Origin of the sequence: Flavobacterium sp. (assembly GCF_027482425.1) — a bacterium.
GTDB lineage: Bacteria > Bacteroidota > Bacteroidia > Flavobacteriales > Flavobacteriaceae > Flavobacterium.
This window is the reverse complement of the sequence record NZ_JAIXWA010000020.1, coordinates 12078-37530: the sequence shown is the minus strand read 5'-3', so window position 1 is coordinate 37530 and position 25453 is coordinate 12078. Positions and strand designations below refer to the sequence as shown.

At 37.1% G+C, this 25453-nt stretch carries 23 protein-coding genes; all 23 read right to left on the bottom strand.

Annotated elements, in window-relative coordinates; translation table 11 throughout:
* On the bottom strand, positions 1 to 251 hold a 251-nt coding region (locus Q0037_RS01730; RefSeq protein ID WP_297514505.1), incomplete at its 3' end, for a glycosyltransferase family A protein.
* Positions 252 to 294: 43 nt separating this feature from the next.
* Positions 295 to 1386, bottom strand: coding sequence for an EpsG family protein (locus Q0037_RS01725; RefSeq protein WP_297514501.1), 1092 nt, complete (start codon positions 1384 to 1386; stop codon positions 295 to 297).
* A gap of 13 nt (positions 1387 to 1399) precedes the next feature.
* Positions 1400 to 2506 carry a glycosyltransferase gene (locus tag Q0037_RS01720; protein WP_297514497.1) on the bottom strand — a complete coding sequence of 369 codons (1107 nt, stop codon included), beginning with the start codon at positions 2504 to 2506 and terminating at the stop codon, positions 1400 to 1402.
* A 1-nt stretch (position 2507) separates the two neighbouring features.
* Complete coding sequence (locus Q0037_RS01715; protein WP_297514493.1) at positions 2508 to 3626, bottom strand: glycosyltransferase family 4 protein; 1119 nt, start codon at positions 3624 to 3626, stop codon at positions 2508 to 2510.
* A 4-nt stretch (positions 3627 to 3630) separates the two neighbouring features.
* Positions 3631 to 5181, bottom strand: a complete 1551-nt coding sequence (locus Q0037_RS01710) for a hypothetical protein (RefSeq protein ID WP_297514490.1) — start codon at positions 5179 to 5181, stop codon at positions 3631 to 3633.
* Entirely contained in the window at positions 5181 to 6329 is a 1149-nt protein-coding gene (locus Q0037_RS01705) for a glycoside hydrolase family 88 protein (protein ID WP_297514487.1), read from the bottom strand. The genes Q0037_RS01710 and Q0037_RS01705 overlap by 1 nt, the downstream gene beginning before the upstream one ends.
* A gap of 78 nt (positions 6330 to 6407) precedes the next feature.
* Positions 6408 to 7310 carry a hypothetical protein gene (locus tag Q0037_RS01700; RefSeq protein ID WP_297514484.1) on the bottom strand — a complete coding sequence of 301 codons (903 nt, stop codon included), beginning with the start codon at positions 7308 to 7310 and terminating at the stop codon, positions 6408 to 6410.
* Positions 7307 to 8233: a hypothetical protein gene (locus Q0037_RS01695; RefSeq protein WP_297514481.1), complete on the bottom strand. Its 927-nt coding sequence runs from the start codon at positions 8231 to 8233 to the stop codon at positions 7307 to 7309. The genes Q0037_RS01700 and Q0037_RS01695 overlap by 4 nt, the downstream gene beginning before the upstream one ends.
* Positions 8234 to 8236: 3 nt before the next feature.
* Positions 8237 to 9673: an MBOAT family protein gene (locus Q0037_RS01690; RefSeq protein ID WP_297514478.1), complete on the bottom strand. Its 1437-nt coding sequence runs from the start codon at positions 9671 to 9673 to the stop codon at positions 8237 to 8239.
* Between the two features lie 14 nt (positions 9674 to 9687).
* Positions 9688 to 10866 (bottom strand): glycosyltransferase, encoded by a 1179-nt coding sequence (locus Q0037_RS01685; RefSeq protein ID WP_297514475.1) that lies wholly within the window; start codon positions 10864 to 10866, stop codon positions 9688 to 9690.
* Positions 10859 to 12055, bottom strand: a complete 1197-nt coding sequence (locus Q0037_RS01680; RefSeq protein WP_297514473.1) for a glycosyltransferase — start codon at positions 12053 to 12055, stop codon at positions 10859 to 10861. Before Q0037_RS01680 ends, Q0037_RS01685 begins: the two co-directional genes overlap by 8 nt.
* A gap of 19 nt (positions 12056 to 12074) precedes the next feature.
* Complete coding sequence (locus Q0037_RS01675) at positions 12075 to 13238, bottom strand: polysaccharide pyruvyl transferase family protein (protein ID WP_297514470.1); 1164 nt, start codon at positions 13236 to 13238, stop codon at positions 12075 to 12077.
* 3 nt (positions 13239 to 13241) lie between these two features.
* The gene (locus tag Q0037_RS01670) at positions 13242 to 14264 is read right to left on the bottom strand and encodes a glycosyltransferase (RefSeq protein ID WP_297514467.1); all 1023 of its coding nucleotides are present in this window, start codon (positions 14262 to 14264) and stop codon (positions 13242 to 13244) included.
* A gap of 13 nt (positions 14265 to 14277) precedes the next feature.
* Positions 14278 to 15663: a hypothetical protein gene (locus Q0037_RS01665; protein ID WP_297514464.1), complete on the bottom strand. Its 1386-nt coding sequence runs from the start codon at positions 15661 to 15663 to the stop codon at positions 14278 to 14280.
* Positions 15653 to 16777, bottom strand: coding sequence for a dTDP-4-amino-4,6-dideoxygalactose transaminase (gene rffA / locus Q0037_RS01660; protein WP_297514461.1), 1125 nt, complete (start codon positions 16775 to 16777; stop codon positions 15653 to 15655). Before rffA ends, Q0037_RS01665 begins: the two co-directional genes overlap by 11 nt.
* Before the next feature lie 102 nt (positions 16778 to 16879).
* On the bottom strand, positions 16880 to 17575 hold the full coding sequence (locus tag Q0037_RS01655; RefSeq protein ID WP_297514458.1) for a GNAT family N-acetyltransferase: 696 nt from the start codon (positions 17573 to 17575) through the stop codon (positions 16880 to 16882).
* Positions 17556 to 18491 (bottom strand): glycosyltransferase family 2 protein, encoded by a 936-nt coding sequence (locus tag Q0037_RS01650; protein WP_297514455.1) that lies wholly within the window; start codon positions 18489 to 18491, stop codon positions 17556 to 17558. The genes Q0037_RS01655 and Q0037_RS01650 overlap by 20 nt, the downstream gene beginning before the upstream one ends.
* Positions 18492 to 18493: 2 nt before the next feature.
* Positions 18494 to 18862, bottom strand: a complete 369-nt coding sequence (locus Q0037_RS01645) for an EamA family transporter (protein WP_297514452.1) — start codon at positions 18860 to 18862, stop codon at positions 18494 to 18496.
* A gap of 842 nt (positions 18863 to 19704) precedes the next feature.
* The gene (locus Q0037_RS01640; protein ID WP_297514449.1) at positions 19705 to 20730 is read right to left on the bottom strand and encodes an NAD-dependent epimerase; all 1026 of its coding nucleotides are present in this window, start codon (positions 20728 to 20730) and stop codon (positions 19705 to 19707) included.
* A 12-nt stretch (positions 20731 to 20742) separates the two neighbouring features.
* Positions 20743 to 21789 carry a dTDP-glucose 4,6-dehydratase gene (gene rfbB, locus Q0037_RS01635; RefSeq protein WP_297514446.1) on the bottom strand — a complete coding sequence of 349 codons (1047 nt, stop codon included), beginning with the start codon at positions 21787 to 21789 and terminating at the stop codon, positions 20743 to 20745.
* Positions 21790 to 21792: 3 nt separating this feature from the next.
* Positions 21793 to 23070, bottom strand: a complete 1278-nt coding sequence (locus tag Q0037_RS01630; RefSeq protein WP_297514442.1) for a nucleotide sugar dehydrogenase — start codon at positions 23068 to 23070, stop codon at positions 21793 to 21795.
* A gap of 10 nt (positions 23071 to 23080) precedes the next feature.
* Positions 23081 to 24472: a UDP-glucose 6-dehydrogenase gene (locus Q0037_RS01625; protein ID WP_297514438.1), complete on the bottom strand. Its 1392-nt coding sequence runs from the start codon at positions 24470 to 24472 to the stop codon at positions 23081 to 23083.
* 6 nt (positions 24473 to 24478) lie between these two features.
* Positions 24479 to 25447 carry an SDR family oxidoreductase gene (locus tag Q0037_RS01620; RefSeq protein ID WP_297514435.1) on the bottom strand — a complete coding sequence of 323 codons (969 nt, stop codon included), beginning with the start codon at positions 25445 to 25447 and terminating at the stop codon, positions 24479 to 24481.
* Between the last annotated feature and the right edge of the window lie 6 nt (positions 25448 to 25453).

Here is a 25453-nt window from a genome sequence, read left to right as displayed (position 1 = left end):
TGAAGTATTCCAACCCTTCTTGTTTTTTCTAAACCTTCATTTGCTTTGTTAATTATGATAATTCGATTGTCTTTTTCTTCGAATTTTTCACAAATCTCTAAAGACATATCAGGCGAACCATCAATTATTAGCAACAACTCGAAATTTTTATACGTTTGATTTAATATTGATTTTATACATTTAGCTAAATACTTTTCAGTATTATAGATGGGTACAATTACGCTAATTCTTGGGTTATTAAAGTTTTTCATTTATTTTAAATTGCTGAAAATTAAAACTATTCTCAAATAAACTTCATATTATGTTCAACAAATATCCAAATAAAAAATAGAACAAAATCACGCATGCAACCACTGAGTTTTGATTTTTAAAAAACTTATATTTTATTAAAGGATAGATTAAAATGATACCCATTAAAAACCAAGACAAATAGGCAAATCGATTGGAATAGTTGGCACGTATAATCAAAATCCAAAAGCCATTAGCAAACAAATAAAGGGCTGTGAGTTGTTGAAATATAACATCTTGAATTTTTTGTTTAAAAATAAAATAAGCCCCAGAAATGACCGGTAAGGCACTAAATAGCAAAAAGTCCCAACGAAATCCTACTTTTAATTCTACACCCTCATTTAACTCGTTCACATCACCTAAATAAATCGAAAGTTTCTGATCGTCGACAAAGCCTACACTTAAAAAGAAACTTCCCAAAACACTCCCCAATACTAAGGATAAAGGAATACAAAACAACCAAAATAAAAAATACAATTTCACATTTTTAATCAACATAAAAGCCAGGTATCCCATCAAAGGCAATAACATCGACTTGTGAAACAACAAGGCAATTAAAAACCAGAGCGCTTTCTTTACTATAGTTTTTTGTGAAAGTGCCAAAATAAAAATCGATCCTGCAATCCCATTACGAATCCCATTAACCCCATACGACCAGAACGAAAACGAAAACACCAACATCAAAAAGGCATAGCCCCAATAATCTAAAAAAACACGTTTACTAGCATAATACAATGGGGTAATATACAGCGCGGTACAAGTAAAAAAGAAAAGTTCAGGAGACTTAAATTTTGCTAAAATCTCCATCAAATTCTGGAACAAAAATTCAACCTCATCCTTTGGAGGATTACCTCGCATTAAATTTACAAACTCTGCATTATATACCATCATGTCTCCAAACCGGTAGTTGACAGGACGTAAACCCATGTGCAACAGCACCAACGCAAAGACAAGAAAAGCCATCCCTGATATAAACTTTCGATTGGAGGTCAGGGCTAAATCACGGGTAAAACAATTGAAAATCAAAAGAATACAAATCACCAAAGTAAAATGGTAAAACAGGTCGGTGTATATCGGTAACGGAACAAGTGTATTCAAGAAATTTCTTTTTTTATTCGATTAAGGCTTGCCAAGAAGCCATGACAATGGGCAATTCAAAACGGCTACTATGCTGGTAGGCGCGCGCTCCCATAGCCTGCCGTTCTTGGGCATTAGCAATCACAAAAGTAATATTTTTAAGCATAGCAGCACTATCGCCATCGGGCGCCAACAATCCATCGGCTGCATGAGTAACTATATGACGTGGCCCAGTGGGAGCATCGTAAGTCAAAATCGGCAAACCAACACTCAACGCTTCCAACAAAACCATAGGAAAACACTCGGTCCATGACGTCATTAGATAAAAGGAGTAATCCAACAAAACAGGTTGCAAACTCGGTACAGGGGTTTTAAAAAATACATGCTGCTCCAACTGATGGTGTTGAATCAACTGACGTAACTGGGCTATATAGTCGGGTTCCCCTTCTCCATAAATATCCAATTGCCACTCCGGATGCTTCACTACAACGTCACGCCACAGAGCAATCATGCGCTCAAAGCCTTTCACTGGGGCAATACGACCCGCAGCTACAGCCTTTGTAGCCGTAAGTGCGGCTTGTTGAGGGAAACGCGCCATGGGGTTGGGAACCACAACCGTTTGTGCTTGGGGATAAAACGCTACTTCATCCGGATTCAACACCACAACTTGGGTATATTTCGATTCAAAATAGCCGTAAAATCGATCCCATAAACGACGAAAAACAGATGCTTTTTGGCGACTTTGATGATAATAAAAACGGGAAGAATGGTATTCTTTAAAGGTTTTCACCCGTGGAGGCACGCACAATGGGGTCCAGAAAAAATCAAAAGCATAATTACAAACTACCACCACATCGGGAGAGAGATTTTGCATGACTTTACGCCAACGGCGATAATGTGAAAACACCCGAAAAATATTAACCGGATGAAAATACGATTGGTGACGCACATAATTGACCCCCAAATCAACGAGGCTAATCGAAGGGTCTAAGGGATAACATGGCGCTTTACCCATTTGCTCGGTGGTAAGAATCGAAACCGAATACCCCAAATCACGGGCAAAATAATTAGCCTTGAGTGCCATCACTTTTTCAATGCCTCCGTGTTTATAAATTTGATCTGTCGTAAAAAGCACCTTCATTTTATCCTTTTTTGTGAAAATTTCTAGCGCCAACTACGGTTTCAAATAAGGCAATCCATTGCTGCCCCACGGTCTCCATAGCATAGTTTGTAACATCGGCTCGCGCGGTTGTTCCCCAAGACTCACGTAAAGAAGCATCGGCCATCAATCGAGCCATGCCTTGCGCCAAGGCAGCTACATCGCCCGAGGGAATGACCAAACCCGTGGTTTCGTGTTGCACTAAATCGCCAGGTCCGTGCGGACAATCAAAAGTAACACAGGGCAGCCCATGCGCCATAGCCTCAATCAACACCATACCAAATCCTTCGTAGCGGGAAGACATCACATAAAGAGAAGCCTTTTGATACTGCGCACTAATATTTTTTTGAGGAGGAAAAAAATGTACCGAAGCATCCACTTGCAAAGTTTTCGCCAGCGATTCCAACCCTTGATTTGGGTCCAATTTGCCATAGACTTCCAAACGCCAATCGGGAAAATCAGCGGCAATTTGGGCCCAAGCCTGCACCAATAGATCATACCCTTTTTGATACGATTGCTTCCCTACTGCTAAGACGACCTTTTCCCGTTGCGCCGCGACCGACTCAGGATAAAAGGGCAACGGGTTGGGAATTACGGTCAAATTTGACAGAGGCCATTCCTTACGATTACTGGATGTCAACACCACAAAACGATCAAAGCGTGCCGCCAAACAAGTGATGAGTCGGGCTTGAACTCCCTTTACAATTCGGGGTAACAGTCCTTTTTGTGTGCCTATAAATACCGTGCGAGAAACATGACGTTCATAGATAAGCGGCGCATACTTTTTTAAGAATAACGGTAAAAAAAATGCTTTAAGACCATCATCACACACCAAAATGAGTTGGGGTTGAATGGCTTTCACTGTAGCAACCAAACCTTTGGAATAGGCACGCCAATAAGCAAATGGATTTCCACTTACAGCAATCGAATGAAAAATAATCTTCGGACTGAAGGAAAAAAACGGCTGTTGATAAGCCCCATTAAGCACTAAAATATGCACTTCATAGCCTTGCGTATCAGCCAACCACGAGGCTTTCAACGAAAGGACCCGCTCAAGTCCGCCCGAACCGTCAATACCGTTGGTGATGTACAATAATTTCATAGTTCTATTTGATCAATTTACCTTTAATTTTGTAAAACATTGCACTAATTAATTGGTATAAGCCTTGGTATTCTGAAGTATTTCTACAAAATAAATAGATTACAATGTTGGGAATTAGTAGGCTTAACATCAATTTTACCACAAAAATCAAGAAACTAGTTTTTGGTAAAAACATATTTAACCCAAATAAAATAGCGATTGACACTACAAGGATCACAATATAAAAAAGGTATTTTTTTAAATACTCCAATGGGTTGATTTGCAAAGCAATTTTGTAAACCAAATACGGATCGTACCAGCTATTAGTTACCAAACGGGCGATGGCAGTAGCAAACAAAATTCCTTCCAAACCATAAATACTTCCCAACCAAAAAGCCAAAATCAAATTGATTAATGCCGTAAAAAACACTACATAACGTCCTTCTTTGAAAATACCGAACGTCGATTTGAATGTCCAAACCGCATTTTGCATTCCGACCATGTAAAAATTTAAAGCTAAAGCTACCACAGCCCAAATAGACAAAACGTATTTTGAACCAATCCAAATTTGAATAAAGTCATTCAACAGAAAAATAATACCAACTGAAACCCAACCATATATCCAGAAATTCGCAAAATTAACCGTATTGAAAGTAGCAATCTTCTTTTCATGGCTTTCGGTAACATTGATATGCGCGATGCTACCACGAATGTTGGCAAAAACCTGCATAATCACGCCCGAAGCCAAACCAATCAGCAAGTTGTAATTGGACAATAATCCAACCATAACCAAACCTGAAAAATAGTTCAAAATGATGTTGTGTGTGCTATTGACCAATAAACCACTTACTTTAACTATTCCAGTTGATTTTACGTTAGAATAAATTTTGGATTTGGTTTCAGCATCAATAGTTTCTGTTTGGTATTTTTTTAGAAAAGGATACAATTTATTTACTTTTCTAGAAATCATCAAATTACCAGAAAGCTGCATCACCGATTGAATAATCAGATACAAAATAAAGTTCTGAAATAACACTAAAATTAATATCTGCAGGCTATTTTGCAATAAGAAAATCAGAATATTATTCTTAGAAACTTCATAACTTTTTTGATCAGCATGAAGTAGACTCGCTTTATATTGCAAAAAATAAGAAGAAACCGTATTGAATAAAAAGAGTAAGTAAATTAAAATTAAATCTTTTTCTAGTTGCAACGGTGGATTATCTACAATTTGATGCAAAAATGGAACAAGTAGCAATCCAATGCCTGCAATAATCAATGCAATATTTCGGTATACTTTCGCAAAAAAATTAACCAAACCCGATAACTTTCTTTCGTCTTTTTCTGCTAAAGGTTTGTATAAAGAATACAAAATCGCACTAGTAATTCCGAGTTCGGTTAATGACAAAAGTGTAAGAATATTGCTAAACAAACCGTTTACACCGAGGTATTCAATCGCTAAATATTGGATAAAAATCGTTCGACTCACAAAACCCAAAACCATCTGCAACACTTGAGCCATCAACCCAAATGAGATGTTTTTTATAGAGTTGGAAAGTCGGGAATTGGTATTCATTATTTATATAGAGTTCTCAAAACAAAACCTTGCGTAAATGGCAATATGTCAAATCGTTGCGAGTGAATTCCGATGCCTTTGGTGTCGCCTTGTGAAAAATCGATGGCGCCATTGCGTCGGGTGACTTTTTGCAAATACCGTAAGGCGTTTTCTTTGGCTATTTTGCATTCGTTTGAAAAGGATTCAATTGTTGAGGCATTCGCCAAAAACCACGCTAAAGTCGCTGCGGTTGACGAATCGAATTGCGAAGATTTGTTAGTAATCAGCCAATGCCAACCACCATTTTTTTGTTGGAATTGCATCGCCATTTTGGCAAATTGAATCACATTGTCTTCCAATTGTTTTTTTGCCAAATGACTATCTGGTAAAGCTTTCCAGGCATCAATTAAACCGATCGCATACCAACCCAAACCTCTTCCCCAACCAAATAATCCGACAGGTAATTTTGTTTCGATATTGTAAGTGTGACAGGGAATAAAAGTCTCGTTTAATAAAGCGTATTTATTGAATTCTGTAATTTGTAAAACCGCCAAATTGATTGCTTCTTCATTATTAAATTTAACACCATATTCAACCAAAAAAGGGCAAATAAATCCAATCGTGTCTACATAACGGAATTTCTTGCTGTGCTTTTTGTAGGCGATAGTTCCGTCTTCTCCTTTCAAACTCAAAATCAATTGGTATAAAGCGTCAAAAGCAGGTTTGTTTTTGGCTAAATCTAACCAAGGAATGGAAATCAAAGCATAGCCCAAAATGACACTATCGATTTCGGTTGGAAGTTGTTTCCAGTTGCCATTAGCGTCTACTTTGTTGTCAAAATAAGTATTAATGATGACTTTGGTCGTTTCGCTTTTGGATGATTTATATTCTTCTATCAAACCCAACAATAAAGCGGCTTCTTGCCAATGTTGAATTGCGTTTTTCTTGTAATTGCCTTTTAGAATATCAATGATAATGAGCCTAGAATTATCAGTAATCGTGATGGTTGGTGTTTTGAAAAGCCATTTTTTGGAAAGATCAAGCACTTTATTTTTCCAATCCTCCTGACTTTGAAATTGCCCAATTTTAATACGACTTTGCCACGTATTGAATTGCGGAATCCAATCGATGAGAAAGATGATTAAGATAAGTACAATGATTAGGGTCATTCTTGTGATTAGCTTTTAGCGATTAGCAATTAGCTGCTAAAGTTGTTATAAAAGAATCTATTTTCTATTTTCTATTTTCTATTTTCTATTTTCTATTTTCTTACTAAATCCATCAAAATAAATTGAGAACTTCCTCGCGCCTTTGTAATTCAAATGATCAAAATCGCCCATTTCATCGCGAGTCAATTTAAAATCATGGAAATCTAAAAACGGTATTTTATTGAATTTTTGTTTTCGCAAATTTTGAAACTTTTGTTCATCGTATTCGTTGAATAAAATTGGATGAATAGGCGTTCGATAGAAAATTATTTTGACGTTTTTCTGCTGACAAAATTCCACTATTTTTTCGAGATAACTGACATTTATCGTCGAAACCGAATGAGAGAACTCTTTTTTAATTGTATTGATGAAATTTACTTTAATGATGGAATCTAATTTGTTGCGCTTCAAGTAAAGATAACCGCCCCAATTGTTGTTGTTTAGAAAATTGGTTTCGCCTTTTGCTAAAAAAGTCAAGTTGTTTTTTAACGCTTTCAATTCGCCCGACAAAACCGCTTTGTAATTGTGTTGTAACAAAAGTGTGTAATCTTCGCCATCCAATTGCGCTGCATATTTTGGGAAATAATTGCCTACATGCTCGTCATCGTAAGTCCATTCGTCCATTCGTGGTTCGATTTGGTTGTTGGAAAACGAAACATAAACGGTTTTAATTTGAGGATTGTCGGGTAATAACTTTTTAATTTTTTGATAGGTATAAAAATAAGCTTCGCCACCTTGTGCCATATTTTTGACATTGGAAATCAACGAATCATTAAACGCACATTCGGGTTGCGAATGACCTAAAATTAAACTATGAACTGATTTTGGCAATTGAAAAACAGGTTGGGTATTGATCCAATATTTTGACACGAATGAAACTCCAACAACTACTAAAAGCATCGGAACAATGAATAACAAAAGACGTTTTACAAAGCGCTTCATTGGTGAATAATTGAATCGATTAATTTAGAATATTTCTCGGCTCCTTTGGCATTGAGATGGTCGTCGTTGCTAAAGTCATACAACACAAATCGACTCGTGTTTTCAAAATTGTAATAGTTAATTTTTTCGTCTGTGATTAACTTTTGAATGTAGTTTTTTACCTTTTGGTCTTTTTGTGGAATCTTATTTTCTATATACGTTTTGTACAAAGGCGATGAAAAAAAGTAAAGTTCAATTTTGTTGGCTTTACAGTACGCAATCATCGATTGAATTCGACCAGCATTGCGATTGAAATTTTCAGCTGAAAGTTCTTTGTGCCGCGATTTCAAACGCTCTTTTGCAGTAGCTTCAATTTGGTTAGCATCGTATTTGAAATCAAGAAAATCATTGGAATAATTGGCTTCTACAAATCCGAATTCGTTGATGACTTGTGGTTTGTAATTACTTGAAAATTGATCTAAAATAATGGTATTAAAAAAATCAACATTCGACGAATACAAGGAAATTTTGTTGATAAATTTAACAGGTTGCACTTCTATTCCATAATACATATAATACCACGGAAAACGGTAAAAAGCAGGTTCATTTTCAATATCCAAACGATGGTAATCCAATTCGAAAACGACTTTTTTGAGATTTTTCATTTGTTTTACATTGGAAAAAAACAAAGCTGAGTCGATTTGAATATCTTGCGAACCATAGGATAAGTTAGCAGTTTTACTTCTAAAAAACTTAGGATTAACACCATTTTGATTGTGCGACGAACCCAAAACCAATACTTCTACTTTCTCTATATTTTTTTGAAAATACTTGGCTTTAGTGATGAATGCATTTTCAGAATTTCGAATATAGATTTCCACTGCTGTGAAAAAGAATAACACAGGTAACAAAAACCACAACGATTTAACTAAAAACTGTTTCATTGGTTAGAATTGGAAGTAAATAAACTCTTGTTCTTTTCCCATAAAAGCAAAAATCAAGATGATAATCAAATAGTAAAACGATAGTCTCAAAAACTTCGGCCATTTCATACCAAAACGCTGTAATGCGTATTGGTGTTCACGACCAACCCATTCGATGGTAATAAAAAATAGTAGCAAAGCAAATATTGAATACGGTAAAACCGTTGGTATTGAGAGTAATGATTTCGTAAAAATACCTTTGATGTAACTCAACGCGTGTGTCATGTTGTTGGCGCGGAAGAAAATCCAGGCAAATACAGTGAGTAGAAACGTAATTCCAATGCTGAAAATTTCGCGTACATTGGGCAACATTCGACCTTCTGCCACGATTCCGATATTGTTTCGATTTTTATTGGCCAATAATAATGGTAAAAAGTACAAGGCATTCAAAAATCCCCAGGCAATAAACGTCCAATTGGCTCCGTGCCAAAATCCGCTGACCAGAAAAATAATGAAGGTATTGCGGACTTTCATCCACGTTCCGCCTTTGCTTCCACCGAGTGGAATGTATAAGTAATCTCTGAACCAAGTGGAAAGTGAAATGTGCCAACGCCGCCAAAATTCGGCAATATCTCGCGAGAAATACGGAAAGGCAAAATTGCGCAAGAGTTCTACGCCAAACAATCTTGCTGTTCCCAATGCAATGTCGGAATAGCCTGAGAAATCACAATAAATTTGGAACGTGAAAAACAAAGCTCCAAGTACCAAATTACTTCCCGATTGATGGTCAGAATCGTTAAAAATCAGATTGGCGTATTCGGCACAATTATCGGCGATAACGATTTTCTTGAACAATCCCCACAAAATTTGCCGCAAACCATCGATGGCTGTGGTATAATCGAATTTACGCTCGCGTTGAATTTGCGGCAACAAATGCGTCGCACGCTCAATTGGACCTGCTACTAACAAAGGGAAAAAGCTCACAAAAACGGCGTAATCGATAAAATTGCGTTCGGGTTTGATTTTGTTATAGTAAATATCAATCACATACGATAATCCGTGAAACGTGTAAAACGAAATCCCAACAGGAAGAATCACGTTGAGCATCCAAACGTCGACGTGTAAACCAAAGTTAGCTAATGCTTCCGCAAATGATTCGGCAAAAAAGTTATAGTATTTAAAGAACCCTAAAAAACCCAAGTTGATGCCAATACTGAGCCAAAACCAGAATTTTTTACCAAAACTAGTCTTGGCATCGAACATTTTTAAACCCGTGAAATAGTCCAATAATGTGGAGAAAATCAATAAAAACATAAAGCGATAATCCCAACAAGCATAGAAGAAATAGCTGGCTACCAACAATAAAATGTTCTGGTGTTTGTAATTTTTATTAGCCACAAACCAATACAAAAAGAAAACGATTGGTAAAAAAATGGCGAAATTGATGGAGTTAAATAGCATAACTGGTTTCGGGTTTAGTCTATTAAATCATACAAAACTTTGAGTTGCTTCTGATTGTCAACCAAAGTGTTTTGCAAATTACTAATTAATTTGATTTTTAGTTCATTATCCGCATGCAAATGTAAAATTCCTTCTGCAATAGCATTGCCATTCATCTCAACAATACAACCATTTTGCAAATGCTGAATTTGATCAGATGCCGAAGGATAATTGGTAATCAGAATCGGTTTTTGATGAATTTTGGCTTCTTCAATAGCGCGTGATTTTCCTTCAAAACGAGACGTTTGTACATATAAATCTGCCATTTTTATATACGGATGTGGATTCTCTTTTAAGCCTACTAAGATGAAATTATCCATAACATTATTTTCTTGAATCAATCGTTCTAATTCAGGACGCTCGCCACCTTCGCCAATGATGTACCATTTGATGTCAATTCCTTTTTCTTTGATGATTTTACAAGCTTCAATGGCCAAATCATAACCTTTGGCAGGATGCAATCGACCCACGCTTACTAAAGTTAATTCACTTTTTACATCATCAATTTTTTCTTCCGCCATGGCGTGTAACGTTTCGGGCGAAAAGAAGTTTTCGATGGTTTTGATTTTGGGAATGAACTGTGGAAACAACTTTTTCAATGAATTTTCCGCATTCGTAGAATTAGCTAGGATAAAATCCAATTTTTCAAAATACGGTTCGTCTATCGATTGTATCATTCCCATGGCTTCATAATCGGTTCGGATAAAACCCATTTTCTTTTTGGCATCCACTTTATCCACAATATAATAATTGGGTGATTTTTCTAAAAACCCAATCGCAACGTCGTAATTGCCTTTTAATTTGGGAAGACAAATTTTTAAATAATACCAAAAACGCTGTTCGCGTTCGGCTGGATTTTGAATCTTTTTAAATGATAAAAACTTGAATTTGGTCAAAATAATATCAAATCGCAATCGGAAAAAAGCTTTGATAACCGCTTTCGCAAAAGAACCATCAAAATACGTAAATTCTTCAATTGGACCTATAACACGAACTTCTTGAGGAACGTTCTTTAGAAAAAAGCCTTCTTTTTGAAACAATAATAAATCAACGTCATACTTTGTATAATCCAATTGTTGAAGTAGCGAAATCAGGGAATTTTCGGCGCCACCGCAATGCAAATTATTGATTACAAAAAGTAGTTTTTTACGCATTCAACATCGAATAAAATTGAGTGATTTCCTCGGCACTATTATCTTGGATTCCTTGGGTCAAATGTACGGATAAATTATTTTGCAGATTTTTGTCGTTTAAAACCATCAGAATATCATTTGCCAATTGAGTCGCATCGTTACCCGAAATAATTCCGTTTTTCAAATGATTGATTTGATCTTTGGCTGTAGTAAAATTGGTTACAACGATTGGTTTCGCCAAAATTTTAGCTTCATCAATCGCGATCGATTTACCTTCGTAACGCGACGGTTGAACATACACCGTAGCGTGTTTGACATACGGATACGGATTGGCACGTAATCCCAAAAGGAAAAAATGATTTTGAAGTTGGTAATCCGCTATAAGTTGTTGCAATTTAGCTCGCTCGTTGCCTTCACCAATCACGTACCATTTAATCTTTTTGTTGCTTTCGACAGCAATTTTACAAGCTTCAACTGCAGTATCAATTCCTTTTTCTTGGCTTAATCGAGCGACTGTCACTATGGTAAAATCATTAGGTTTAAATTGAGTATCGTTGATGTTTTCAGAAGCCAATTGTTGCACCGTTTTGACTGAAACAATGTTGTGAACGACCTTAATTTTGGATTGAATTTCGGGAAAATTGGCATTCAAACTTTGTTGGCATTCGGGAGAAACCGTTACTAAATAATCGAGTTGCGAAAAGTAATCTCGGTCAAAATCGGCATTCAAACCCGAACTTGTATAATTGGTGTGAATCCAACCTATTTTTTGCTTGGCATTGACTTTATTAATCAAATAATAAATAGACGATTTTTCGATAAAAGCGATGGCTGTGTCGTATTCTTCTTTGAATTTAGGAATCGCAACAGCTTTGTTTTCCCAGGTTTGTTGTTCTGCAATTGCTTTGTTTTTGATAAAACTATTTTTAATAAAAAAAATAATTCGATGTATTGCTAGTTCTATTTTCAATCGACTTATAAAATAGAGCACCGAACTCAAAACAGCTTTTGAAAAGTGTTGGTAATCGCCCGAAATTTCAGTGACTTTTACTTCATTGAGAACCAAATCAAGAAACAAACCTCTTTTAGCAAACAATCGTAATTCTACATCGTATTGGTTGAAATCTAACGTAGTCAGCAAGTTGATTAGGCTTTTTTCGCCACCGCCCGAATCGAGTGAAGGCATGATAAAAAGGAGTTTTTTCTTCATTTTTGTTGTATCAAAACCGTTATTTTTTAACCAATTCGGCTAAATATGCTCCTGCTTTGTATGACATTTCTTTGATTTGAGGAATTTTGGTTTTTAAGGTGGATTGCAATACCAATTCCTCGTTTTTCATCTCTTCAAATTTTGAAATTAGTTTCTCTGTATCCGAAATTTCGGTTATACTCAACACTAGTTTTTCTTCACCAAAAATATCATACGCAATTCCTTTCGACTTGATACTGTAACCCAAAACCATTGTAGGAACTCCATACGAATACGCCGCAATTGTAGCATGCGTGCGAGCGCCAATAAACATACGCATTCGTGAAATATAACCTTTGTACTGAATCGCATTTAGCGTATTTGGCAATAGTATCACACGACCTGTTTTTTTGAATTCATCATAAAAATGCAACAATGTTTCGTAGTCGTCATTGCCCGAAATCATTACGTGTGGCGTCAGGCAAATTGTAGAATTTGTTGTGTCTAAAATATATTGCAATAACTTTTTGGCTGCTGTAACCGACTCAGGATTTCGTTTGTACACCAAAGGACTGTAATTGAAGCCAATTGTATTTCCGTTTTGCCAACCTTCTGGTAAAGCCAATTCTTCTTTGTCCATCGTAAAAGCGCCATCGGCACACAGTTTTACTTTAGCAATTCCTTTGCCTTCCAATGCTTTTTGCGAATAGGTTTCACGCACCAACAACAAATCGAGCGACTGCAAATCGGCTATTTTGGTTGCAGTTAAATCTTCTGCTCCAATGGATGCTCCCCAAAGCACTAATTTTTTTCCTGCTTTTTTGATGCAACGATCTAGTTCGTACAGCCAAGGTTGTTCGCCATAGCAATAATTATCACCACCAATGGACAGAAAAACATCGTACTGGGGAATCAAATCGAGTAACTTTCGGTTTTCAAAACGGTGCGTGTAATTATCATTTTTCAACACTTTTACGGAATAAGCACTTCGCAACCAATTCATTGTATATTTTTTGATATACGTTCGACGTACATCATGAATTTTATGCAACCCTGGAATAATCACATCCGAATCTGGATCGAGCGAGGCCAAGCTGATTTGTGCGTTGGGAATGTATTTTTGAATGATCGGAATTCCAGATCGCACAATGGCTTCACAACCGCGATTTTTACTTCCACCATGATAAAACATTAGAATCTTCATACGTTATTTGTTTCTGAATTGGCTGTATTGGTGCATTACAATCAATTTAAAGATTGATTGGTTTCGAATGCAATTAAGTATATTTTGTTGGTATTTTGATTTGCCGCTACTGATTTCGTGGAAATATTGATGGATTACTTTTTGTACAATTGGATGTGAAATCATGTGCTTAACATACTTTATTCGCTCAAAAAATGACAAACCAGAACTCGGTTGCAAATACAAATAAATGTACGAAACTACGCTTTCCATCAAACGAATCGATTTCCATTGTTCCATTTTACTTTTATCTAAATCAAAGGAAATTAGTTTTTGATAATCAAAATCGTATACTTCTAAAGCACGCTTAAAGTAGTCTTTTTGGGCAGCATTTCGCGTGGCGCTACCTTCCACTTCGATGTAATGGTATCCACAATAATCGGCAAAAAAAGTAGTATTGGTTTTGTTGAAAGCTTGCAAATTAAAAATTCCATCTTCACCCAAAGGAACGCCAACTGGAAATTGAATCTCTTTTACCAAAGAAGCTTTGAACAACTTATTCCAACACGAATTGAGCGAACTGTCTTTGATGAACTGTGGAATGATATTTTGATTGATAAAATCGTTATCCAATGGGACATTTAATGGAAACTTAGCTTTTACAATCTCACTGTTTGAATTGAATTCTTTAAAAAAATGAGAAGAAACAATTTCTACATTTTCCTTTTGAGCTATTTCAAATAAAGTTTGAAAAAAGTTACTATCGATGAAATCATCAGCATCCAAAAAACCTATAAACTCTCCTTTTGCAGTAGCAATTCCTTTATTTCGAGCCGCAGATACGCCTTGATTTTCTTGATGAATCAGATGAATTCGAGCGTCTTTTTTTTGGTATTCTGAAATAATTTCCACCGAATTATCCGTTGAACCGTCGCTAATGAAAATGAATTCGCAATCAACCAGCGTTTGATTCAACAAGGATTCAATACTTTTGTTCAAATGCTTTTCGGCATTGTAAACGGGAATAATAACAGAAACTGCAATCATAGAAAAGGTTGATTTATTCTTTTTGAATGATATAGATGGTTTCTTTATCAATTTGATGTTGACTGACTTTTAAATCAGTTATAACTTTTTGGTACGCTTTGTAACTGTCTTCAGAAACTACTAAATATTCGCCTTTATCCAAATATTTTACAATGGTTGAAGTAAACAAATAGCCCGAAAAAGCATAACTTACCATTTTAGAATCGATAGAATTGAATTGGCAACTGTAGTAATAAGAAGGCATAATTCCCGATAAATAGACTTTGGCATTACGGGGAACAATCTGATTCAACTGCTGAGTGAAACGCAATTGTGCTTTATAAAATTCTCGTTTACTTTTGATTGAAGAAGCACAACTGAACATAATTAAGCCTATGGAAAGCCCAATTAAAACAAAGGATTTCCAATGAAAAAAACTGGAAGGGGTATGATTAATAATTAAGGCAAAAAATAACATTAAATAGGGAATTACATAAATAAAATAATGTTGATAAACAGCAAAATAGAAGACCGAAAAAGAGACCAACACGGTTGTTGTGATTAAAATAAAATAAGGGCTATGCCTCACTCGATTGGCATAAAATGGGATTAATACTGCATACAAATTGGTCACTAAGAAAATGATAAGAAACATACTTCTTGCCTGCCAATCCAATTCCAAACCTGTACCATTTCCTTGGTCAACTTGAAATCCTTTTCCAATCAAACATTGAATAAACGTATTTATTCCCAGAAATTGATTGTATATGAAAAGGTAGAAAATAATTATTGGCACAAGAAAACCCAAAGCTGTAATTGCAATTTGAAGAACTACATTCCTTTTGCTATTCAAAATGGAAAGGCCAATGGGTAATAAAATAAATAAGCCATATTGCTTTGCAAGGAAAGATAAACTTATACTCATACCCATCCAAAATAAAGACCAAATTGTATTACTTTTTACGTAATTAAGATACAAAAGCAAAGCGACCAATTGAAAAACAACCGAGAGTGGCTCCAAAATTACATAGCGTCCATCATGATATAAAAGCAAAAGAATAAAAAAGCCCGTTAGCAAAAGTTTCCATGCTTTATTGTTGAGAAAAAAAGAACTTAACCTGAAAAAAAAGTAACCACAAACTAATATAATTCCTATGTTGATAAGAATATGATAGCGTATATTGGGTTCAGAATCGAATAAAAAAGGGAAACCTATAGTGATAATTGCTAAAGGATTGTATATAGTACCAATATCAACAAAATACGTTTTTCCTTGGTAAAATTCACGAGCAATAGATAAATAGTATCCTGAATCTGCGCTTACAATCGGAAACGAAACAAAGTACACTATAAGTACAGTAATAAGTACAAATACTCCAATAGTAAAAATATTTACAAATTTTTTCAGGTTAAAACTCATTGATACATTTGGCTATTGATTTGACATTTTCTATTCTCAATTCGTAAAACATAGGCAAACGCAGCAAACAATTCGTAAATTTATCGGAATGAATCAAATTGCGCCCGTCGTGTTTGGACTGGTAATAAGGACTGGAATGCAGCGAGATATAATGAAAAACAGCGTGATAACCCGCTTCTTGTAGATAACGTATCAGTTGCGTCCGAGCCGACAAAGAAGGCAACACAATATAAAACATATGACCATTGTTGGTGGCATATTCGGGCAATTGAGGAAGTGTTACCGAAGGAACAGATTGTAAGCCTTGATAATACGCATTCCACAACGTATTTCGTTTCTGCTGAATCAATGCCAAATTTTCTATTTGTGCCCACAAAAAAGCGGCAATAACCTCAGAGGGCAAAAAAGACGAACCCGTATCTACCCATCCGTATTTGTTGACTTCGCCTCGAAAAAACTCAGCGCGATTCGTTCCTTTTTCCCAAATAATCTCTGCGCGATGGATAAAACGCTCGTCGTTAATCGTGAGCATTCCTCCCTCTCCCGAAATAATATTTTTGGTTTCATGAAAGGAAAAAGCAGCCAAATGTCCTATACTTCCCAAAGCGCGCTTTACACCCTCTTTTCCCGTGTAAAAACTATCGATAGCTTGCGCCGCATCCTCAATAACAAGTAGATTATAACGATTCGCTAAATCCATGATCACGTCCATATCACAGGCCACTCCCGCATAATGAACAGGGACGATTGCTTTTGTTTTGGGGGTAATTAAAGCTTCCAATTGGGACGCATCCATGTTGGGATTGTCCGAATACGAATCGGCAAAAACGATAGTCGCACCTTGCCTAACGAAAGCAATAGCCGTTGAAACAAAGGTAAAACTAGGTACAATAACTTCATCCCCAGGTTGAATATCAGCCAAGAGCGCACACATTTCCAAAGCATCGGTACAAGAAGTTGTCAATAAAGCTTTTTTGAACCCGTATTCTTGCTCAAAAAAAGCTTGGCATTTTTGTGTAAATATACCGTTTCCCGATAACTTCCCTGACTGAACAGCCTCTTGTATATACTGCGTTTCTTTTCCGGTTAAAAAAGGTTTGTTAAATGGAATCATAATTAAAATTAATGATTTTCAAATTCAATAAAAAATTAACGTTTTGAAAAAAGAAATATACAATAAGCCTATATTTCATTTTAATAATTACAATTTGTAAACTTACAAATTCTTTTTCCAATAGTGCTTAATGATAACCTCATCATTAACTGCATATCCCATTTTTTCATAAAAGTGACACGCTAAAATATTTTCTTTTTGCGTTGGAATTTTTAGATTAAATATATTTTGGGTAATGCAATAGTTCTCAGCTTTCAACAAAAGTCTTTTCCCCAATCCTTTACCTTGATAGTTTTTTGACACAGCAATTAACCCTATTGTAGAAAAAAAATCATTATTTTTTAAAGTTACAAATCCAATAACTTCTTGAGAGTTTCTTATGTAAAATAGTTTATCTGCAATTTTTTTATCTACACTATTATCAACCCATTTTGAATACAACAGCTCAAACTTCTCATTGGGTATTTTGGGGTCTAACTTAAATCGACTGTATCGACCACTTTCAAAAGCTAAAGAATACAATTCCGATTTATTAATAACTTCTTCATCAAAATCTTTGATTGAATCATAAAAAGGGTCTAATTCAATAGAAGTTAATTTCTTGTCATAAATAATTTTTGTTTCTTGAAACTTTTTTTCAAATTCAAATAGAAAAATGTCTTCTTCCTTTTTCTGTTTGATTACCAACAAATCAAATTTTGAGGCCTCAGAATAATCAGTACTAAGTTCTCCTTCCCCAACTTCAAAACCAAAAAAAGCACTATCCCAATCTAACCTTTTAATTTTCAATTTTTTCATCTATAATGTAAATTGGCCTATTTTTTACCTGATTGAAAGTTTTCCCTAAATAGATTCCTACAATTCCGATTGCTGATATGATTATTCCCGATAATAACCAAATAGAAATAATTAAAGAACTAAATCCAGGAGCACTAATTTGTCCCGTCATGGCCTTTATAAAATAATAACATCCAAATAGAAAAGAAATTGAAGAAATAGACAGCCCTAAAATTGTAAAAATTTTCAACGGCTTGTCAGAAAATGAAATAATAGTATTGAAAGCTAAAGATAGTAACTTAAAAAAACTATATGAAGATTTACCATGATCCCTTTCACTATGTAAAACAACAATTGAAGTTGATTTAAAACCTACCCAATTAATAAACAAAGGGAAAAATTTAATATAGTCATTAATTTTTTCAGCCGATTTTATGACTTTATGTTTGTAAATCCCAAAATTTGCAACTTCATTATTTACCTCAATACCCGAAAGATAGTTGAATACTGTGTAAAAACACTTTGAAGATAATCTTTTAAAAAAATTATCCTGTCTAATTTCTCTTCTCGCCAAAACAATATCATAACCCTCCATTGCCTTTGCATATAGATTTTTGATTTCCATTGGTTGGTCTTGTAAATCACAATCCATAACGACAACCCACTCCCCTTTAACCAACGAAAGTCCTGCCATAATTGCTGGATGCTGCCCAAAGTTGCGACTCAATCGAATACTTCTAACTTCTGAAAATTGAGCGGAAAGTTTCATCATTACCTCCCAGGAATTATCTGGACTTCTGTCATCAACTAATATAATCTCGTAAGTTAAATTCATCTGAGCCATCACTTTCTGGATTTCCTCTACTAACTTTTCGAGAATTTTTTCAGCCTTATAAACAGGGCTAACTATAGAAATTTGAGGATTGTTGTTGTTCATAATCAAAATTTTACAGTAACAAAAATACCAATCATAATTAAAATCAACCCTACAACTTTACCTATAGAAAAGGATTCTCCCAAAAATAAAACTCCCATAATAAAAACTAACGCAGGAGCCAAACTCATAAAGGGGTAAGCTTTCGTAATTTCAAATTTAGTCATTGCAGCCATCCAAAAAAGAGAGGCGATAAAAGCCGAGAAAAAACCTGAAAAAATAAAGGGATCGAATAACAAACGGATCAGAAAAAGAAACTTCTCATGGAATGACTGAGGTAATTCAAGGGCTTGGGACTGTAAGCGCCATTTTAAGATAACTTGCCCATAAACAGTAAAAAAAAGAGTACCTGCAATATACCAATAAGAACCCATAAATCGAATTAAAAAATTGAATTCAATATAATTGAAATGCTTAGACAAAAAAAACAGGGGCTACCAAGCAATCAAAAAACACGAAGAAAAAATTATAGTACGCCAAAATTAAACATCTTTCAACGCGAATAACAAAAGTACTTGTTTTGTTATAAACGCACAAGCTATTGCCAAAGAAATGTTAAAAATCAACCCTTACATAAGCTAAAAAACGAGTACCAATACGAACCAATCCTCCAGTAATTGAGATTACAAACACACAAAAGGATAAAGAAAAGCTACCTTATTTTGGACATAGAGCAAAGCGAAAAGACCTTTCAAGAAATGTTGAATATTAAATTATATATTATAAATGAACTTTCTAATACATCCTCATTTACGCACAACGTGCAACTTAAAAAAAGCCCAGCGCCTTTGTGCCCTTATACACACCACGAACTTAGCGTAACGTTGAGACCTTTGCGGTTAAAAAAAAGAACGAGAAAAGAATAAAGTAGCAGGAAACACTTAGTGCGAACATTGTGTAACCTTTTGCCCAAAAAAATAACCATTAAGAGATTTAGGTTGTTCACGAAGCCGATAAAAGGAAAAAAAATAAAGCCAGCCTCAGGCCGCAAACTTTGTGAACTCAAACCTTTGCATCTTCGTGACTTCGTGGCAAAAAAAGAAGCAAGAAAAAAGACCTCTTTGGCTATTTAAATGATGAATTTAAATTATAAATGAGCGTTCTACGAAACGACTTTCGACTTTCGACTTACGACTTACAACTCACAACTTTTCCATCCCTGTACACTGCGATTGCGACTGTAAACTAATCCCCCCTTTGGGGGCTAGGGGGCTTACTAATCACTAATCCTATAATACGCCTTATACCAATCCACAAAAGCTTTTACGCCTTTGTCTAAATCGGTTTGAGGCTGGTAGTGGAAATCGCGTTGCAATTCGGAGACATCCGCCCAGGTTTGAGCCACGTCGCCAGGCTGCATGGGAAGCCAGTTTTTCTGGGCTTTAATACCCGTATGCCGTTCGATGGCTTCAATGAAGTCCAACAAACGAACCGGCTTGCTATTGCCAATATTATATAACCCATAAGTCTTAGTGTAGGCACCCGAGGCTAAGGCTGCCACGATGGCTTCCATCCCTTGGGTAATATCATCGACGTAAGTAAAATCACGCGATAATTCTCCATGGTTGAAAACGTCAATTGGTTTATGATTGAAAATGGCATCCGTAAACAAGAACAAAGCCATATCGGGACGACCCCACGGACCGTACACCGTAAAGAAACGCAAACCTATGGTGGTGATCCCAAACAAATGGCTATACGTATGTGCCATTAGCTCATTGGATTTCTTGGTGGCCGCATACAAACTTATAGGGTGGTCTACCGTATCATTCACTGAAAAAGGGATGTGTTCATTGAGACCGTAAACGCTTGAACTGCTAGCATAAATCAATTTCTTCACTTGATGGTGGCGACAGCATTCCAAAACATTTAAAAAACCTGTGACATTACTGTCAAGATAAGTAAACGGCTGTTCCAAACTATACCGAACACCCGCTTGAGCGGCTAGATTACATACTAAATCAAATGAAAAGCGCACAAACAAAGCGTCCATGCCGTGTCGGTCTTCCAAATCGAGTAAAACAAACTGAAAACGGTCGCCATAGCTAGCACTAATAATAGGAATACCCGTATGAAATTCAGAAGGAGTAATCCCTAGAACAGCCAAACGATCTTTTTTTAAAGAAACAGGATAATACGAATTCAAGTTATCCATACCCACAACGGTGTACCCCTTTTGAAGTAAGAGTTCACAAAAATGGAATCCGATAAATCCCGCCGCTCCGGTGACCAATATACGCATGACTCGCTAAAATTATTGATATTGTTTTTCGTAATATTCACGATAAGCCCCAGAAGTAACATTCTGCAACCATTGGGAGTTCTGCAAATACCAATCGACGGTTTGCTCCAACCCTTCTTCAAAAGTAACAGAAGGCGACCAACCCAACTCACGATTGATTTTTCCAGCATCAATAGCGTACCGCAAATCGTGCCCGGGACGATCTTTCACAAAGGTAATAAGCCCCTCAGAAGTCCCAACGTCACGTCCTAATTTACGGTCCATAATTTGACATAACAAACGCACTAAGTCGATGTTTTGCCATTCATTAAATCCACCAATATTATAGGTTTCATGATTTTTCCCTTCATGGAATACCAAATCAATGGCTATCGCATGGTCGATGACATATAACCAATCCCGAGTATATTTTCCATCCCCATAAATCGGCAATGGTTTTTCTTGAATTATATTGTGAATGCATAGCGGAATCAATTTCTCAGGAAAATGATTGGGTCCGTAATTATTTGAACAATTGGTCAACACATAGGGCAATCCATAGGTTTCCCCATAAGCGCGCACAAAATGATCGGAACTAGCTTTGGAGGCAGAATACGGTGAGTTCGGATCATAAGGGGTTTCTTCAGTAAACAAACCCGTTGCACCCAAGGTTCCATAGACCTCATCGGTTGAAATATGGTAGAAACGCTTGCCTTCAAACTGCCCTTGCCAAGCGGTTTTAGCCGCATTCAACAAATTCATAGTTCCCAAAACATTGGTACGCACAAAAGCCAATGGATCAGTAATCGAACGATCAACATGTGACTCAGCGGCCAAATGGATAACCCCCTCAAAAGCGTGCGTTTTAAAAAGAGAATCGATAAAATGGGCGTCAGTGATATCGCCTTTAACAAACGTATAATTGGGAAGTTTTTCTACATCGGCGATATTCTCTAAGTTCCCTGCATAGGTAAGGGCATCCAAATTGAAAATATGATAATTTGGGTAACGGGTCACCATGCGTCGAACCACATGCGAACCTATAAACCCAGCACCTCCGGTAATCAATATTTTTTTCATACCTTATAATTTTCCGTCCACCGCATAGGGAAGAACGCCTTTAACATCATAAACTATTGACTTCGGATTTCGTAACCCAGCCAAATCCAGTTGTAAAAATTCTTGATGCGCAACGCCCAAAACCACGGCATCAAAAGTAGTAGTGGGCAAAGTAGTAGTGGTCGTCAATCCATATTCATGCTTTACTTCCTCGGGATTGGCCCAAGGATCATAAATAGTTACCTGAATTCCATAATCGGTTAAGGCATGCACCACATCAACAATCTTGGTATTTCGCACATCGGGACAGTTTTCTTTGAACGTTATTCCCAAAAGCAAAAGCGACGAATGATCGACCGAAATCCCTTTTTTAATCATCAATTTTATAATCCGCGACGCGACATATTCGCCCATGCTATCATTCAAACGTCGTCCTGCTAAAATGATTTCAGGATGATACCCTGTCTCTTGGGCTTTTTGCGCCAAATAATACGGATCGACTCCGATACAATGTCCCCCAACCAAACCGGGCTTGAAGGGTAAAAAGTTCCATTTTGTTCCCGCAGCAGCCAAAACTGCATGGGTATCGATATCAAGTAAGTTAAAAATCTTCGCCAATTCATTGACAAAAGCTATATTGATATCACGCTGTGCATTTTCAATTACTTTGGCTGCCTCAGCCACTTTAATACAAGGCGCTAAATGGGTACCTGCTGTGATGACAGAACGGTACAAAGCATCCACTTTTTGTCCAATTTCGGGGGTTGAACCCGAAGTTATTTTTAGGATTTTTTCAACGGTATGCTCCTTATCTCCGGGATTGATACGTTCGGGAGAGTAGCCAGCAAAAAAATCTACATTGAATTTCAAACCGCTCACCCGCTCCAAAACCGGTACGCATTCCTCTTCGGTTAATCCAGGATATACGGTAGATTCATACACTACGATATCGCCTTTTTTCAATACCTTCCCTACCGTTTCACTCGATTTGTACAAGGGTGTTAAATCAGGACGGTTATTTTTATCGACAGGGGTTGGAACCGTAACAATGTAATAATTACAGTTGCGAATGGCCTCCAAATTGGAAGCACATAGCAACCCTGTGGACTCGGTATGCTTCGACACCAATACCTGCTGAAGCAAGTCGGAGGACACCTCCAAGGTACTATCGTGTCCCGAATTCAATTCGGAAACCCGTTGCTGATTGATATCAAATCCTACGACTGGATACTTTGTGGCAAACAAACGCGCCAAAGGCAATCCTACATACCCCAATCCGATAACTGCTATTTTTATATCCATAGTATATGTTTCACGAACCTATTCCTTGATAATGGAAACCAATCGCGCGCATCGCCTCGGCTTCTAAAATATTTCGACCGTCAAAAATGAAAGCGGGTTTTAACATGGAATCGTAAATTTTTTGCCAATCATACGCTTTAAATTCATCCCATTCGGTCATAATCGCAATAGCATGCGCCTCATGACATGCCGAATAAGGATCGGAAAATGAAGTAACCAATGCGGCATTGGAAGCCGCATCACGAGTTTCCAAGTAATTCAAATCCGAGAGTACTTGAGGGTGTTCCACTTTGGGATCGTATACAGCAATAAGCGCTTGTTCTTGCATCAAGGCATCAGCCACATAAATAGCAGCCGACTCTCGGGTATCGTTGGTGTCTTTTTTAAACGCCCATCCCAAAAAGGCAATCTTTTTTCCTGAAATGGTATTGTATAATGTACTTACGATATTGCGTGCAAAACGATTTTTCTGGTGGTCATTCAATTGAATTACTTGCTCCCAATAATCGGCAACTTCTTGCAATCCATAGGATTTGGCGATGTAGACTAAATTCAAAATATCTTTTTGAAAACACGACCCGCCAAATCCGACAGAGGCTTTCAAAAACTTCGACCCGATTCGGCTATCCATTCCAATTGCTCGAGCGACTTCATTGACATTGGCGCCTGTTTTTTCACACAATTCCGAAATGGCATTGATCGAAGAAACGCGCTGGGCTAAGAAAGCATTGGCAGTCAACTTCGACAATTCCGACGACCATACATTGGTGGTTAATATACGCTCTTTGGGTACCCAATTGGCATATATATCGACCAAAGCTTGAATGGCTTTTTGTCCGGCTTCATCGGGTCCCCCTCCAATCAATACACGATCGGGAGACAATAAATCTTCAACGGCCGTCCCTTCTGCTAAAAACTCAGGATTGGAAAGAATTTGATACTGAACCCCATTACCCGTATTGTCCAAAATGCTTTTCAAGGCTTCAGCAGTTCGAACCGGCAAGGTTGATTTTTCGACCACAATCTTATCGGTAGTCGCTACGCGTGCAATTTGTCGAGCACACAATTCGATGTACTTCAAATCAGCTGCCATTCCTCTCCCTGTACCATAAGTTTTAGTCGGCGTATTTACCGATATAAAAATCATTTGCGCTTCAGCAATGGCTTTGTCTACTTCGGTTGAGAAAAATAAATTCTTACCCCTTGAATCCGCTACAATAGCACTCAATCCAGGTTCGTATACCGGAATATTTTCAACATTTTCATCGTTCCAACGGGCAATGCGTTCGGCATTCAAGTCGACCACGGTCACTTTAATATGCGGACATTTATTGGCAATGACAGCCATCGTGGGACCACCTACATAACCCGCTCCGATACAACAGATATGAGATATTTTCATATGTATTTATTTTAAATTATCCCAATACCAAGCCACAGCTTCTTCCAAACCTGCCGCAAAGTTGTATTGGGGTTGATAGCCTAACAATTGTTGCGCTTTGGCAATACTCGCTTTGGAATGCGGAATATCACCCACGCGCTGGGGTCCGTATACGATAGGAACTTCAGCAATGGAAGCATCATAACGAGATAAATATTTTTTGAGCAAATGAACCATTTCATTGAGCGAAATTTGATCCCCAACCGCAGTATTATACACCGTGTTCAGCGCTTCGGGTTGGTTCGCCGACAATGCCAAAGCATTCATTTGTATCACATTATCAATATAGGTGAAATCACGAGAATAGGTGCCATCGCCATTAATCACCGGCGATTGTTTTTGCATCAATAACTTGACAAATTTCGGAATCACTGCTGCATAGGCTCCATCAGGGTCTTGGCGCCGCCCAAACACATTGAAATACCGCAACCCAATGGTTTCCAACCCATAGGTTGAGGAAAAAATCGACGCATACAATTCGTTGACATACTTAGTAATCGCATAGGGTGACAAGGGTTTACCTATCACGTCTTCCACTTTCGGCAAGGATGCCGAATCGCCGTAAGTCGATGAACTCGCCGCATACACAAAGCGTTTCACACCCGCATCACGAGAAGCCACTAACATATTCAAAAAACCAGAAACATTGACTTCATTGGAGGTTATTGGGTCATTGATGGAACGGGGAACCGAACCCAAAGCAGCTTGGTGTAAAACATAGGTTGCCCCTTTCGTGACACGATGACACGTTTCTAAATCGCGGATATCCCCTTCATGAAACGTAAACTTTGGATGAGATAAAAACGGTTCAATATTACGTCGATGTCCCGTAGCAAAGTTATCCAAACCCACCACGTATAAGCCTTGCTCCAAAAAATGAGCCGTCAAATTGGAACCAATAAATCCGGCCGCACCGGTAATGACGAGGGTTTGCATAAATTT

Coding starts and splice junctions, on each gene's coding strand:
- Q0037_RS01720 (WP_297514497.1), bottom strand. CDS start 2,506: ATGAAGGTGCTTTTTACGACAGATCAAATTTATAAACACGGAGGCATT.
- Q0037_RS01715 (WP_297514493.1), bottom strand. CDS start 3,626: ATGAAATTATTGTACATCACCAACGGTATTGACGGTTCGGGCGGACTT.
- Q0037_RS01710 (WP_297514490.1), bottom strand. CDS start 5,181: ATGAATACCAATTCCCGACTTTCCAACTCTATAAAAAACATCTCATTT.
- Q0037_RS01705 (WP_297514487.1), bottom strand. CDS start 6,329: ATGACCCTAATCATTGTACTTATCTTAATCATCTTTCTCATCGATTGG.
- Q0037_RS01700 (WP_297514484.1), bottom strand. CDS start 7,310: ATGAAGCGCTTTGTAAAACGTCTTTTGTTATTCATTGTTCCGATGCTT.
- Q0037_RS01695 (WP_297514481.1), bottom strand. CDS start 8,233: ATGAAACAGTTTTTAGTTAAATCGTTGTGGTTTTTGTTACCTGTGTTA.
- Q0037_RS01690 (WP_297514478.1), bottom strand. CDS start 9,673: ATGCTATTTAACTCCATCAATTTCGCCATTTTTTTACCAATCGTTTTC.
- Q0037_RS01685 (WP_297514475.1), bottom strand. CDS start 10,866: ATGCGTAAAAAACTACTTTTTGTAATCAATAATTTGCATTGCGGTGGC.
- Q0037_RS01680 (WP_297514473.1), bottom strand. CDS start 12,055: ATGAAGAAAAAACTCCTTTTTATCATGCCTTCACTCGATTCGGGCGGT.
- Q0037_RS01675 (WP_297514470.1), bottom strand. CDS start 13,238: ATGAAGATTCTAATGTTTTATCATGGTGGAAGTAAAAATCGCGGTTGT.
- Q0037_RS01670 (WP_297514467.1), bottom strand. CDS start 14,264: ATGATTGCAGTTTCTGTTATTATTCCCGTTTACAATGCCGAAAAGCAT.
- Q0037_RS01665 (WP_297514464.1), bottom strand. CDS start 15,663: ATGAGTTTTAACCTGAAAAAATTTGTAAATATTTTTACTATTGGAGTA.
- rffA (WP_297514461.1), bottom strand. CDS start 16,777: ATGATTCCATTTAACAAACCTTTTTTAACCGGAAAAGAAACGCAGTAT.
- Q0037_RS01655 (WP_297514458.1), bottom strand. CDS start 17,575: ATGAAAAAATTGAAAATTAAAAGGTTAGATTGGGATAGTGCTTTTTTT.
- Q0037_RS01650 (WP_297514455.1), bottom strand. CDS start 18,491: ATGAACAACAACAATCCTCAAATTTCTATAGTTAGCCCTGTTTATAAG.
- Q0037_RS01645 (WP_297514452.1), bottom strand. CDS start 18,862: ATGGGTTCTTATTGGTATATTGCAGGTACTCTTTTTTTTACTGTTTAT.
- Q0037_RS01640 (WP_297514449.1), bottom strand. CDS start 20,730: ATGCGTATATTGGTCACCGGAGCGGCGGGATTTATCGGATTCCATTTT.
- rfbB (WP_297514446.1), bottom strand. CDS start 21,789: ATGAAAAAAATATTGATTACCGGAGGTGCTGGGTTTATAGGTTCGCAT.
- Q0037_RS01630 (WP_297514442.1), bottom strand. CDS start 23,070: ATGGATATAAAAATAGCAGTTATCGGATTGGGGTATGTAGGATTGCCT.
- Q0037_RS01625 (WP_297514438.1), bottom strand. CDS start 24,472: ATGAAAATATCTCATATCTGTTGTATCGGAGCGGGTTATGTAGGTGGT.
- Q0037_RS01620 (WP_297514435.1), bottom strand. CDS start 25,447: ATGCAAACCCTCGTCATTACCGGTGCGGCCGGATTTATTGGTTCCAAT.